The following is a 12,622-nucleotide window of genomic DNA, read 5'->3' as shown; positions in this document are numbered from 1 at the left end:
GGGGGATTTATGGCCAGCATCCGCTATTTCTCGCCCGCGCCCGCGCTGCGTGATGCTGTCTCCTCCTACTATTGGTTCGAGTTCGACCTGCCGGTCTTCTCCGACATGATGCGCGCCGAGCTGCCGCAAATCCGGCTGCTTGTCGAAGGCGCGGCCGCCAACTTCTATCCGGATGGCAGCGTCACCAGCGGCGTTTCGGCGCTGCTCCAGGGCCCCACCACCGGCCCGGTGCGCTTCCTGGCCAAGGGCCGCCTTTGCGTGTTCGGCATCGGCCTGCTGCCGCTCGGCTGGGCCGAGCTTGTCGGCGTGCCCGCCGATGCGCTGGCCGATCAGGGCATCCCGCTGGCCGATGTGCTGGGTCGTGAGGCCGACGACCTGTTCGATGCCGTGGCCAGCGCGCACGACAATGCGGGGCGCGTGGCGGCCGCAAATGCCTTTCTGCTCGGCTGGCAGGCGCGTGCGCGGGCTGCGCCGCGTTGGTTCACGGCGCTTGCCGATGACTGGCTCACCGCCAGCGCGGCCCCCGATGTCGATGCGCTGGTGGCCGCTTCGGGCATGTCGCAACGCTCGGTCGAGCGCCTTTCCAAGCGTCTTTACGGTGCCACGCCCAAGCTGCTGGCGCGCAAATACCGTGCGCTGGGCGCCGCCGTCCGCCTTGGCAACGGCGAGCAACAGGATTGGATGCAGGCCGGCGAAGGCTTTTACGACCAGGCGCATTTCATTCGCGAGTTCAAGCAGTTCACAGGCATGACGCCGAAGCGCTTCCTCGCCGAGGCCGCGCCTGTCACCCGCCTGACCATCGCCCGCAAGCGGCTGATGCCGGGCCTGCCCAAGCTCGCGCTCTACAGCTAGACCGGTTGACTCAGCCCCACCCAGACGCCATGTAAGCCGGACTGTTTTGCTCCGATTTGGAGAGCGTGTGATCCGGCTGACCAATCTTGCTGATTATGCCGTGGTGCTGATGACCTCGGTTGCACGCGCGCCCGAGCAGCGCTTCTCGTCTGCCCAGCTGGCCGATACCACGGGGATTCCCGCCCCAACCGTTGCCAAGCTGCTCGGCACGCTGGCCCGTGCAGACCTGCTGACAGCCTCGCGCGGCGTGGCGGGCGGCTTTTCGCTGTCGCGGCCGGCGGCGCTGGTCAATGTCGCCGCCATTGTCGAGGCGGTCGATGGGCCGATCTCGCTGACCGCCTGTGTTTCGGGCGATGCCCATGATTGCGCGATCGAAGGTCTCTGCGGCGTTCGCGGCCATTGGGGGCCCATCAACGCCGCTGTAAGGGCTGCTTTCGAAGCGGTCACGCTCGCTGATCTGATCAAGCCGGCCCCGCGCCCGCGACAGCGGCTGGCGGTGCAGAGCGCCGACGCAACATTATGAGTGGAAAGATGACGATAATGGATAGTCCTGACACCACCCTGACGGCCGACGCGCCTGTGACGGATGCCGCCGCCCGTGCGGCAGTGGCTGACCTGTCCACCTACAAATGGGGGTTTTCCTCCGACATCGAGCAGGATTTCGCGCCCAAGGGCCTGAATGAGGATATCGTCCGCTTCATCTCGGCCAAGAAGGGCGAGCCGGAATGGCTGCTCGAATGGCGGCTGAAGGCCTATCGCCGCTGGCTGACGCATGGAAAGCCCCGACTGGGCCAAGCTCAACATCGCGCCGATCGACTATCAGGACGCTTATTATTACGCCGCTCCAAAAGAGCGTCCCAAGCTCTAGTCGCTCGATGAAGTCGATCCCGAAATCCTGCGCACCTATGAAAAGCTCGGCATCCCGATCGAGGAGCAGGAAGGTGCTCGCCGGCGTCGAGGGCGCGCGCAGGGTCGCGGTCGATGCCGTGTTCGATTCGGTCAGTGTCGCCACCACCTTCCGCGCCGAGCTTGAAAAGGCCGGCGTCATCTTCCGGTCCATCTCGGAAGCCGTGAAGGAATATCCGGAGCTGGTGAAGAAGTGGCTCGGCACCGTGGTGCCAGTGAATGACAATTATTTCGCCTGCCTCAACAGCGCCGTCTTTTCGGATGGCACGTTCGTCTACATACCGGAAGGCGTGCGCTGCCCGATGGAACTCAGCACCTATTTCCGCATCAATGCCGCCAACACCGGCCAGTTCGAGCGAACGCTGATCGTCGCCGACAAGGGCAGCCTATGTCAGCTATCTCGAAGGTTGCACCGCACCGATGCGCGACGAAAACCAGCTTCATGCCGCCGTGGTCGAGCTCGATCGCGCTCGATGATGCCGAGATCAAATATTCGACCGTGCAGAACTGGTATCCCGGCGATGCCGAGGGGCAGCGGCGGCATCTACAACTTCGTCACCAAGCGCGCGAACTGCATCGGCAAGCGCAGCAAGGTGAGCTGGACCCAGGTCGAGACCGGCTCGGCGATCACTTGGAAATACCCGAGCTGCGTGCTTTCGGGCGATGACAGCGTCGGCGAATTCTACTCGGTTGCCGTCACCAACAACCGCCAGCAGGCCGACACCGGCACCAAGATGATCCATCTGGGGCGAAACACCCGCTCGACGATCGTCAGCAAGGGCATTTCCGCCGGCGGCTCGGACAACACCTACCGTGGCCTCGTCCGCATCAGCGCGACAGCCGAGAATGCCCGCAATAACACCCAGTGCGATTTGCTGCTGCTCGGCCAGCGCTGCGGGGCGCATACCGTGCCGTATATCGAAGTGCGCAACCCCACCGCCACGATCGAGCATGAGGCCACCACCAGCAAGATTTCCGAAGACCAGATGTTCTACGCCCAGTCGCGCGGTCTTGACCCGGAGGCGGCGGTCAGCCTCATCGTCAACGGCTTCTGCCGCGAGGTGCTGAAGCAACTGCCGATGGAGTTCGCGGTTGAAGCGCAGAAACTTCTGGGAATCTCTCTGGAGGGGAGTGTCGGCTGATGAACAGGATCGCCTTGGCCACCGTTTTCGCCAGCATGGCCTTGCTCGTCGCTTGCGGCGAGCAGCGCCCGCCCGACCGCGAAGCGACCGAGGGTGGTGCGGCGCGCGCTGAGATGGACGCAGCGACCGAAGCGTTTGCCGATTGCATTGACGGCCATGCCACATCCATGGACGTCGCCGAGGAGGCCGCAGGCTCGCTGGCCATCCAGGCCGTCAAGATGTGCAGCGCGGAGCGCGCGGCGCTCGTCGAGAAGGTCGCCGCCTTCAACGCCATCGGCTATCCCAGCCGCACGCCCGAACAGGTGCAGGCTGTGGCGGAAGCCTCGGTCAAGGTGCTCGAGGATGAAGCCCGCAACGCCGCGGTTGTCACCATCGTCAAGCGTCAGAACGCCAATGGCGAACCACAAGCAGAAAGTGAAAGCTGAAACGTGCTCGAGAATCGAAAATCTGACGGCCGAGATCGACGGCAAGACCATCCTCAACGGCCTCACCCTCGAGGTCGGGGCTGGCGAGGTTCATGCCATCATGGGGCCGAACGGCGCCGGCAAATCGACGCTCTCCTATGTGCTGGCCGGGCGCGAGGGCTATGAGGTCAAAGGTGGTTCCGTCACGCTGGACGGTGTCGATCTGCTCGCCATGGCGCCGCATGAGCGCGCCGCCGCCGGAGTGTTCCTCGGCATGCAATATCCGGTCGAGATCCCGGGCGTGTCCAATCTCCTGTTCCTGCGCACGGCGCTCAACGCCCAACGCACGCTGCGCGGCGAGCCCGAAATCTCGGGCGCGGATTTCATGAAAGCGATGAAGGCGGCAGCGGCCGACATGGGTCTCGATTTCGAGATGATGAAGCGCAGCGTCAACCAAGGCTTTTCGGGCGGCGAGAAGAAGCGCAACGAAATGATCCAGATGGCGATGCTCAAGCCCAAGCTGGCGCTGCTTGACGAGACCGACTCCGGCCTCGACATCGACGCGCTGCGCGTGGTCGCCGATGGCATCAACAAGATGCGTTCGCCGGACCGCGCCACGCTGCTCATCACCCATTACCAGCGGCTGCTCGATCATGTGCAGCCCGACCGTGTGCATGTGCTGATGGCCGGTCGTATCGTCCGCTCGGGCGGGCCCGAACTGGCGCTGGAGCTGGAAGCCGAAGGCTATGCCCGCATCGCCGCCGAAGCCGGCCTCGCCAACATCACGGATGCGGCCGCGTGACCGCGCTTCCTACCCGCAGGCAGGAGGCGTGGCGCTACGCTGACCTCAAGACCCTCGAAGGCCTGTGGCCGGACCGGGCGCTGATGGCCCGTGAGTTGTCCGGTGCCGCGCTCAACCTTGATGAGCGGATCGATGGCGGCGGCTGGCGCGACGAGGAGGTGACGGTCAGTGTCGCCCCCGGCGGCCGCCTGACCGGCCTGATCGAGCAGGCGATGGACGCGACAGGCGTTGCCACCCAGCTCTACAGGATCACGCTCGACGAAGGCGCCGAGGCCGACCTCACATTGCTCAACCATGGCGGCCGCTATGGCCGTCTCGCGCTCGACATCTCGCTGCATAAAGGCGCGCGGTTGTCGCTTGGCGGCGCCATTGTCGGCGGCGGCGAACAGACGCTCGAAATCGTCACCCATGTCCGCCATCTCGGCCCGGACGCGGTCAGCGAGCAGACCGTCCGCGCCGTGCTCGGCGGGCGCGCCGTGGGCAGCTATCTGGGCCAGGTCGCCGTTGCCCGCGAGGCGCAGAAGACCGATGCCGAGCAGAGCTTCAAGGCGCTGCTGCTGGCGCGCGGTGCCACCGCCAATGCCAAGCCCGAGCTGGAGATCTTCGCCGATGATGTGAAGTGCGCCCACGGCGCCAGCATCGGCGAGCTGGACAAGGCCGCCCTCTTCTATCTCGAAAGCCGGGGTATTGCGCCGCGCGATGCGCAGGCCCTGCTCGCCCAGGCCTTTGTCGATGATGCCATTGTGGCGCTTGCCGAAGGGCCAGCGCGCGAGGCCCTGCTGGCCCGTCTGGCAGCGCTGGTTGAGGCTGCCTGATGGCGACGGCGCCACTCCTTCCCGACACCGATGTCCGCGCCGATTTTCCCGGCCTTGGCGGGGACTGGGCCTATCTAGACACCGCTGCCACCGCGCAGAAGCCGCAGGCCGTCATCGATGCGATCGCCCGGGCTTATGGTCCCGATTATGCGACCGTGCATCGCGGCGTCTATGCCCGCTCGGCGGACATGACCTTCGCCTTCGAGGCCGCGCGGGAGACCGTCGCACGCTTCCTGGGTGCTGCGAGCGCGCAGGAAATCGTGTTCGTGCGCGGCGCCACCGAGGGGCTCAATCTTGTCGCCCAAAGCTGGGGCGATCGGCTCGAGGCGGGCGACCGCATTCTCATCTCGGCGCTCGAACATCATTCCAACATCGTGCCCTGGCAGCTTCTTGCTCAGCGCAAGGGCATCATCCTCGATGTGGCGCCGCTGACCGAAGACGGCCGGATCGACGAGGCGCGGCTCATCGCGATGATCGGCCCGCGCACCCGGCTGGTCAGCATCGCCCAGGTCTCCAATGTGCTCGGCTCGATGGCCGATGTGCCGCGCATCGCGGCGGCCGCGCACGGTGCCGGCGCGCTGCTGATGGTCGATGGCTGCCAGTCCGCGCCGCACATGGCGGTCGATGTGCAGGCGCTGGGCGCTGATTTCTTCGTCTTCTCCGGCCACAAGCTCTATGGCCCCACCGGCATCGGCGTGCTCTGGGCGCGCGCCGAAATCCTCGAGTCCATGCCGCCCTGGCAGGGCGGCGGCGCGATGATCGAGACGGTCCGCTTCGAGGGCAGCACCTTTGCGCCGCCGCCGCAGCGCTTCGAAGCCGGCACCCCGCATATCGCTGGCGCCATCGGTCTGGCGGCGGCTGTTGATTATGTCATGAGCATCGGCATGGACCGGATCGCCGCGCATGAAGCCATGCTGGTTGACGCCGCCCGCACGGCGCTCGGCCGCATCAACTCGGTTCGCCTGCTTGGGCCGGAAGACGCGGCCGGCATCCTCAGCTTCGTCATCGACGGCGTGCATCCGCACGATATCGGCACCATCCTTGATGAAGCCGGTGTCGCCATTCGCGCCGGCCATCATTGCTGCCAGCCGTTGATGCAACTGCTCGATGTGCCGGCAACCGCCCGGGCGAGCTTTGGCATTTACAACAACATGCGCGATGTCGAGCGGCTCGCCGCCGGCATCGAGCGGGTGACCCGCATTTTTGGAGGTGCTGCATGAACGAGAACAGCAGGATCGAAGTCGAAGAGGTCAGCGAGGCCCGGCCTGTGCCCAAGGCCCCGCCGCTGCGCGCCATGATCGAGCGCGAGCCGGACTATCTTGAAGGCTTTTTGAACGAAGCGCCGCGCGAGGAAACCGCCAGCGAAAGCAGCGGGGACAGTCTGGTCGACGAGATCGTCAGTGCGCTGCGGCAGATCTACGACCCGGAAATCCCGGTCAACATCTATGACCTCGGGCTGATCTACAATGTCGAGGTGGACGGCGGCCATGCCAATGTCACCATGACGCTGACCACGCCGCATTGTCCTGTCGCCGAGACCATGCCCGGCGAGGTCGAAATGCGGGTAACGTCGGTGCCCGGGGTCGCCAGCGCCGATATTCACCTCGTCTGGGATCCGCCCTGGGATCCGGGCCGGATGAGCGACGAGGCCAAGCTCGAAATGGGAATGCTCTGATGGAAACCCCCACGCTCCGCCGTCCCCGCGCTGCGCCCGTCACCGTCACCGAGGCGGCCGCCCGGCGCATTGCCGAAATCATCGCCAAGGCGCCCGAGCCTGCCGCCGGTGTCCGCCTGACGACGCCCAAGCGCGGCTGCTCGGGGCTGGCTTATGATCTCCAATATGTGAACGCCCCCAGGCCCGGCGACGAACCGGTCGAGACCCCCGGCGGCACGCTGTTCATCGACGGCGGCTCGCTCATGTATCTCATCGGCTCGGTGATGGACTGGCGCGAGGATGACTTCTCGGCCGCCTTTGTCTTTGAAAACCCCAATGCCAAGGGCGCCTGCGGCTGCGGCGAGAGCTTCACCGTCTGAGCCGCGCGGTGACATTTGGTCACCGTGGCAGGCGCGGCATCGGCGCTCTAAGGCGGGAGTATGTTTGCCGCCACCCGCGCCGATGCGCTCGCCGCGCTTGAAGACTTTCTGCCACGCGCCGGGCGCGCCTATGCCAGCCGCCGCAACCATGACGGCGGCCCCGGAACCGAGCGCACCACCTCGCTGCTGTCGCCGGCAATCCGCCGCAAGCTGATCAGCGAAGCCGACGTCGCCGAACGGGTGATGGCCACCCAGGGTGCGGCGGCGGGTGAGAAATTCCTGCAGGAAGTCTGCTGGCGCAGCTATTGGGTCGGCTGGCTGATGCAGCGCCCCCATGTCTGGACCCGATGCCGCGAAGAGCTGGCCGCATTGCTGGCGCGCACCGATCTCGACCGCGCGCCCCAGCGCCGCTACGCCGCCGCGATTGCAGGCGAGACGGGCATCGACGCCTTTGATGCCTGGGCGCGCGAACTCGTCGAGACCGGCTGGCTCCACAACCACGCCCGGATGAATTTCGCCAGCATCTGGATCTTCACCCTCAAGCTGCCCTGGCAGCTCGGCGCGCACTTTTTCTACCGGCACCTTCTCGATGCCTGCCCCGCCTCCAACACCCTGTCGTGGCGCTGGGTCGCGGGTCTGCAGACGGCCGGCAAGACCTATCTTGCCAATGCCGAGGCCATCCGCCAGATGCACCCGCGCTTCCGCCTCGAAGCCTCGCTGGCGAGGGTGGCACAGCCGCTTCCCATCGATGATCCCGGCCCGCCGCGCGGCATCCCCCGGGCGGATGTCATCGACAGCGAAAAGCGCACGGGCCTGTTCCTGACCACGGCCGATCTCTCGCCCGAAACGCAGATCCTGCCGCCCATTGTCGCCGTTGCCGCCACCAGCCGCATCGGCGGTGACCCCGCGCCGCTGAAGCGCGCCCATGCCGAGGCAGCACTGGCCGATGGCCTGGCCCGCGCCGCCAGCCATGCCCGCGCCGCGCCCGAGCACCTCAATGAAGACCATCCTGTTGAAGCAATGCGGGCCTGGGTGGCGCGCCACGGACTTGAACAGGTGATCACAGGCGAAGCCGCCATTGGCCCAGAGGCCGCGCGCATCGCCGCGCTCAGGGCCGCTGGCATCCCCATTGTCCAGCTGCGCCGGCGCTGGGATGCCGTCGCCTGGCCGGAAGCCTCGAAGGGCTTCTTCAACTTCAAGGGCGTGATCCCGAAGCTTCTCGCTGGCTGAACAATCGACGATCCCGCCTTGTCCGATATCCGGGCGCGACTAGACTTGCCCAATGACCATGCATTCGCCCGTTCTTGCAACGCGGCAGGCAAGCTCCAGGGCGGCCCGGCGCGAACCCGTGTCGCTTGGCACGCTGCTGCTCTTCTTCCTCGTTGCCCCCTCGATCGTTGCCACCATGCAGACGTCGTTGCAGGCGCCGGTGATGGACAGCGCCGATATCTGGCCGGCGCTCTGTTTCGCCTTGCTCTTCAATGTCCCGGGCATGTTCACGGCCTGGCTCACGACACGGGTTCTGGCGCGCGTGCCGGGGTTCCGTAGCCTGCCGCTGGTGCCGTTGCTCATGGTCGGCTTCATGCTCAGCCTGCTGATCTTTCGCCCCTATAATCAGCTGGTCTTCGAAATGGTCGCACTGGTGGCGCCCCAGCTCTCGCATTTTTCGGGCGGGCTCGCCGAGAAGACCTTCTGGCAGCATGTCGAGCGGTTCCTGCTCATCAACGTCCCCGGCATGCTCACCTGGACCGTGCTCAACCTGCTCTTCATCGAGAAGCTCGGCTTCCCGGTCTATCGCGAGACGTCCAGCTTGCCGGTCGCTGCGCCCCCGTCATCTTCGCCCTCAACGCCCGCTGCTTTCCCATCCGCCCCCAGCGATGCGGCATGTCCCGAGTTTTGTCAGGCGGCCGGCATCCTGCTCGACGATCTGCACGCGATCAGCGCGGAGGAACATTATCTCAGGCTCCACACCCGCTTCGGCAGCCGCATGATCCGCCATTCCTTCCGCGCGGCGCTCGCCCAGATGCCACCGGGCACAGGCCTGCAGGTGCACCGGTCGCACTGGGTGGCCTTTGGCAAGGTTCATCATGTCGACAGCGGCAAGTCGCTGCAGCTCCGGCTGGCGGACGGCACCGCCATCCCGGTCAGCAGCCGTTACGAGCAGGCCATCCTGCTCACCAGCGACGCGCTCACGAGCGGCTGAACGCGTCCGCGGCCCTGTCACGAACGCCCGTTCGTGACAATCCGCTGGAGAAGCGCCCCCGCTCGGGTGTGAAAAGGGGAGTCATGAGGGGGCAGATGCAGATGAGGCGTGAGAGCGCCAGATCGGCTGGCGGCGCGCGGGCGCGTCACTGGGCGCGGCTCGCTGCCTTGCCGGCCCTTCCGCTCATGCTTGCCGCCGCGCCCGCCGGTGACGACATTCTCGCCGAGCGCCTGCGCACCGCGCCAAGCGGCCGTCTGGCGCTCGATGTGGACTGGTTCAAGCCGCTGGCGACACTGCCGGCCGCCGCAGCGCCGCTTGCCCTGGCCTCCGCGCCCGACGATGGCGGGCGCTTCGCCAAGGCCGTTGCGCTGGCCGAGGCTGCCCAGTCCACGGCGCTTCTGGTCTGGCACGACGGGGCGCTTTGGCTCGAACATTATGGCCCCGGCGCCGATGCCGCCACGCGCACCCAGTCCCAGTCGATGCACAAGTCGGTGCTGGCGATGATGATCGCGCTCGCCCTTGAAGATGGTCACCTCGCCAGCATCGAGGCGCCCGTCAGCGATTATCTCGGTGACTGGACCCCGCAGCCACTGGGCATCATCCGCATCCGCCACCTCCTCGAAATGGCCTCTGGCCTGGCCCTGCCGCCGCCGGGCGAAACCGGGCCGGACGCCTTTGCCGTCAGGCTGTTCCACGGCACCGACATTGCGGCGGTGGCGCGTGAGGCGGTGCAGGTAAAGCCGCCGGGTGCGGTGTTCGAATATAACAACGTCAATCCGCAACTGCTGCTCGCCGTGCTCGAAGCCGCCACCGGCATGGCCTATGAGGATTATCTGGCACGCCGCCTCTGGCGCCGCATCGCCGAAGCGCCCGGCGGCCTGTGGATGGACCGCGCAGACGGCACGCCGCACGGCTATTGCTGCCTGATTGCCTCCGCCCGTGACTGGCTGCGGCTCGGCCTGGTTTTGATGGGTGAGGGCGATCTGCTGCCCAGAGCGCGCCGTGATGCGCTGCTCGCCCCCAGTGCGGCGAACCCTGCCTATGGCCAGCTGATCTGGCGTGGCAGCCCCTGGCGGCCAGTGCGCAACTATCGGCCGAACGGGCCCTTTGGTGTGCGCCACAGCGCGCCCTATCTGGCCGACGACACCTTCTTCTTCGATGGCTATGGCGGGCAGCGTGTCTATGTTGTGCCCTCGCGCCGGCTGGTGATCGTGCGCACGGGCGCCGAGATCGCCGATTGGGACGACGCCGCGCTGGCCAATGCCGTCATCGCAGCACTGCCCCCGGAGCAGACGCAGTGACGCGGCTGATGGCCATGATCGCCGCTGCGCTGGCGATGGTTTCGAGCCCGGTAGCGGCGCAGCAGGCCGAGATGCCGCCCGGCATCGCCGATCCCGACACGGCGATCACCGATCCCATGTTCAACGATCCCGTGCTGTTCTGGCGGATCATTTCGGCCCCGAAAAATGTCTACGAGCCGGATCCCTATTTCTACTGGCCCGCCCAGCCAGTGCACGGCGCGGCCCCGGCTGACCTGCCGCGTGCCGACGGCAAGACGACAATCCCGACTGCAGCGCTGGCGGCGATGGAGGACTGGGCGAAGGCCAGGGACAGCACCGCGCTGATCGTCATTCACAGGGGCGTGATCCAGCTCGAACGCTATTGGAACGGCGCCACCGCCGAAGCCGCGCTCAATGGTCGGGCCATCACCCGCAGCGTCACGCCGCTGCTTCTTGGTTTCGCGGTTGCAGACGGCAAGCTTGAGCTTGATGATCCGATCGGCCGGCATATCCCGGCCTGGGCCGATGATCCGCGCGGGCAGGTTACCGTTCGCCAGCTGGCGCAAAACGCGTCCGGCCTCGAAGTCGCGCCGAGCCTGCCGATCACCCAGCTGCTCGGCAACAAGGACCTCTGCCTGGTCTATTGCGGCGACGTCGTGCGGGCCGCCCTTGCCTATGATCTGACCGGCACGCCGGGTGCGAAGTTCGAGGTGGCGCAGGAAAACATGCAGCTCCTCGCCCATGTCATCGAGCAGGCGATGGGCACGCGGATCGAGACCCTGCTCTCGGAACGGGTCTGGTCGAAGATTGGCGCCAGCGATGCCTATGTCCAGCTTGACCGGCCGGGGGGCGTTGCGCGGATGATGTGCTGCATGCGGGCGCGGGCCATGGATTGGGCGCGGCTCGGGCTGCTGGTGGCCGATGCTGGCCGCTGGCAGGGCACGCAGGTGCTGCCGCAGGGCTGGACAGGGACCATGGCTGCGCCCTCGCCAGCCAATCCCAATTTCGGCCTCGGCCTGTGGCGGGGCCACCCCTTTGTCGCCATGCGCCCCTATTTTCAGGGCCAGAAGGGGCTGGTCCCCCAGTCCGAACCTTTTCTCGCCGACGATGTCCTGATGATGGAGGGCGGCGGCTGGCGCATCGTCCACATCGTCCCTTCGGCCGATCTCGTCATCTTTCGTCACGGGCCCTCGCATCCCGATTGGGACATGGCCTTTCTTGTCAACACGGCGCTGCGGAGCCTCCGGAAATGAACCCTCTTCCCCCGATCAGCCGTCGCTTCTTCGCCGGCGCCGCGCTTGGCGCGGCTGGCGGCGCGATGAGCGCCGGCCCGACCCGGGCCACCATCGTCCAGCCGCGCGGCGGCCAGCTCGCGCTGTCCAAGGTCGTCTCCGAATATGTCCGCTTCGAGGATGAGGATGAGGCCTTTCGCCAGCACCTGCGCATCGAGCGCGACCTTGTCGAGCGCGAGGGCACGACGCTGACCTGGTACAACTGGATCGCCTATGTCATCGCCGAGGGCCGCTCGCCCTTTCCGCTGATGCGCTACGAAGGCATTGAATACAGCTATTTCCGCCGCTTGAGGGGGCTGGAATACCGCATCCACGCCCATAACCTCTCCTATGTGCGCGATCTCGAAACCGGTGTCTTTGCCGAGACGGTGGACAATCCAATGACCGGTCGCCGGGTCAAGGCGATGCCCACGCTGCTGCTCAATGATCCCGGCACGCTGGGCTCACCGAAAGGCTTCCGCAATCTCCGTTCGGATGGGAAGACCTTCGTCCAGCCCTACCGCCAGTTCCGCATCGAGGACGAGCTGATGAAGCTCGACAGCGTCCGCACCGCGCCGCCCGACTGGCCGGTGACGCACATCGAGAATTCCTGCCAATGGGTGCGGCTCGCCGATTTCGAAAATCCGGCCATCACCTCGCTGCCGACGCACTTTGCCGGCTCCTATGTCTTTCCCTTCCCCGAATGGCTGGGAATGGAGGGCATCAAGGGCCACATGCTCGGCTTCTATGACGGCCGCAAGCTGAACGGCCCGCAAGATCTGCCGCGCGAGTTCCTGGCCCGCACCGAGCGCGAGCACCCCGAACTTCTCCAGCCGCGATGGGCGGAATTCGACCGGCCCGTGGCCTGGCTGGATGGATGAGCGGGGACGAAACGGACAGGCACGAAACGTAA

General features: G+C 66.2%; 15 protein-coding genes. All 15 read left to right on the top strand.

The features are described 5' to 3' along the window. The first annotated feature begins 9 nt into the window (after positions 1 to 9). The 15 genes from ACMVO5_RS08970 (at position 10) to ACMVO5_RS08900 (ending at position 12,590) form a co-directional block, all read left to right on the top strand. Entirely contained in the window at positions 10 to 852 is an 843-nt protein-coding gene (locus tag ACMVO5_RS08970; RefSeq protein WP_416907177.1) for a helix-turn-helix domain-containing protein, read from the top strand. Positions 853 to 919: 67 nt separating this feature from the next. Then, a complete protein-coding gene (locus tag ACMVO5_RS08965) occupies positions 920 to 1,375 on the top strand; it encodes an SUF system Fe-S cluster assembly regulator (RefSeq protein WP_416907176.1) in 456 nt (151 codons plus the stop codon). 17 nt (positions 1,376 to 1,392) lie between these two features. Next, the gene (locus tag ACMVO5_RS08960; protein WP_416907175.1) at positions 1,393 to 1,731 is read left to right on the top strand and encodes a hypothetical protein; all 339 of its coding nucleotides are present in this window, start codon (positions 1,393 to 1,395) and stop codon (positions 1,729 to 1,731) included. 62 nt (positions 1,732 to 1,793) lie between these two features. Further along, positions 1,794 to 2,900, top strand: coding sequence for a SufD family Fe-S cluster assembly protein (locus tag ACMVO5_RS08955; RefSeq protein ID WP_416907174.1), 1,107 nt, complete (start codon positions 1,794 to 1,796; stop codon positions 2,898 to 2,900). Then, complete coding sequence (locus ACMVO5_RS08950; RefSeq protein ID WP_416907173.1) at positions 2,900 to 3,325, top strand: hypothetical protein; 426 nt, start codon at positions 2,900 to 2,902, stop codon at positions 3,323 to 3,325. The genes ACMVO5_RS08955 and ACMVO5_RS08950 overlap by 1 nt, the downstream gene beginning before the upstream one ends. Continuing rightward, positions 3,315 to 4,106: a Fe-S cluster assembly ATPase SufC gene (gene sufC / locus ACMVO5_RS08945; RefSeq protein ID WP_416907172.1), complete on the top strand. Its 792-nt coding sequence runs from the start codon at positions 3,315 to 3,317 to the stop codon at positions 4,104 to 4,106. Before ACMVO5_RS08950 ends, sufC begins: the two co-directional genes overlap by 11 nt. After that, positions 4,103 to 4,921 carry a SufD family Fe-S cluster assembly protein gene (locus ACMVO5_RS08940; RefSeq protein ID WP_416907171.1) on the top strand — a complete coding sequence of 273 codons (819 nt, stop codon included), beginning with the start codon at positions 4,103 to 4,105 and terminating at the stop codon, positions 4,919 to 4,921. Before sufC ends, ACMVO5_RS08940 begins: the two co-directional genes overlap by 4 nt. After that, positions 4,921 to 6,141: an aminotransferase class V-fold PLP-dependent enzyme gene (locus tag ACMVO5_RS08935; protein ID WP_416907170.1), complete on the top strand. Its 1,221-nt coding sequence runs from the start codon at positions 4,921 to 4,923 to the stop codon at positions 6,139 to 6,141. The genes ACMVO5_RS08940 and ACMVO5_RS08935 overlap by 1 nt, the downstream gene beginning before the upstream one ends. Further along, on the top strand, positions 6,138 to 6,596 hold the full coding sequence (locus ACMVO5_RS08930; protein ID WP_416907169.1) for an SUF system Fe-S cluster assembly protein: 459 nt from the start codon (positions 6,138 to 6,140) through the stop codon (positions 6,594 to 6,596). The genes ACMVO5_RS08935 and ACMVO5_RS08930 overlap by 4 nt, the downstream gene beginning before the upstream one ends. Continuing rightward, complete coding sequence (locus ACMVO5_RS08925; protein ID WP_416907168.1) at positions 6,596 to 6,955, top strand: HesB/IscA family protein; 360 nt, start codon at positions 6,596 to 6,598, stop codon at positions 6,953 to 6,955. The genes ACMVO5_RS08930 and ACMVO5_RS08925 overlap by 1 nt, the downstream gene beginning before the upstream one ends. 60 nt (positions 6,956 to 7,015) lie before the next feature. Further along, the gene (locus tag ACMVO5_RS08920) at positions 7,016 to 8,185 is read left to right on the top strand and encodes an FAD-binding domain-containing protein (protein WP_416907167.1); all 1,170 of its coding nucleotides are present in this window, start codon (positions 7,016 to 7,018) and stop codon (positions 8,183 to 8,185) included. Positions 8,186 to 8,303: 118 nt separating this feature from the next. Next, positions 8,304 to 9,158, top strand: coding sequence for a LytTR family DNA-binding domain-containing protein (locus ACMVO5_RS08915; protein ID WP_416907166.1), 855 nt, complete (start codon positions 8,304 to 8,306; stop codon positions 9,156 to 9,158). A 95-nt stretch (positions 9,159 to 9,253) separates the two neighbouring features. After that, the gene (locus tag ACMVO5_RS08910) at positions 9,254 to 10,459 is read left to right on the top strand and encodes a serine hydrolase domain-containing protein (protein WP_416907165.1); all 1,206 of its coding nucleotides are present in this window, start codon (positions 9,254 to 9,256) and stop codon (positions 10,457 to 10,459) included. Beyond that, positions 10,456 to 11,691, top strand: a complete 1,236-nt coding sequence (locus ACMVO5_RS08905) for a serine hydrolase domain-containing protein (RefSeq protein WP_416907164.1) — start codon at positions 10,456 to 10,458, stop codon at positions 11,689 to 11,691. The genes ACMVO5_RS08910 and ACMVO5_RS08905 overlap by 4 nt, the downstream gene beginning before the upstream one ends. Further along, entirely contained in the window at positions 11,688 to 12,590 is a 903-nt protein-coding gene (locus ACMVO5_RS08900; RefSeq protein WP_416907163.1) for a hypothetical protein, read from the top strand. Before ACMVO5_RS08905 ends, ACMVO5_RS08900 begins: the two co-directional genes overlap by 4 nt. Positions 12,591 to 12,622 lie beyond the last annotated feature (32 nt).

The sequence above is a fragment of the Polymorphobacter sp. genome, assembly GCF_048007885.1.
In the GTDB taxonomy this organism is placed as follows: Bacteria; Pseudomonadota; Alphaproteobacteria; order Sphingomonadales; family Sphingomonadaceae; genus Sandarakinorhabdus.
The sequence above is the reverse complement of the archived record's forward strand: the minus strand, read 5'-3'. Positions and strand labels throughout refer to the sequence as shown.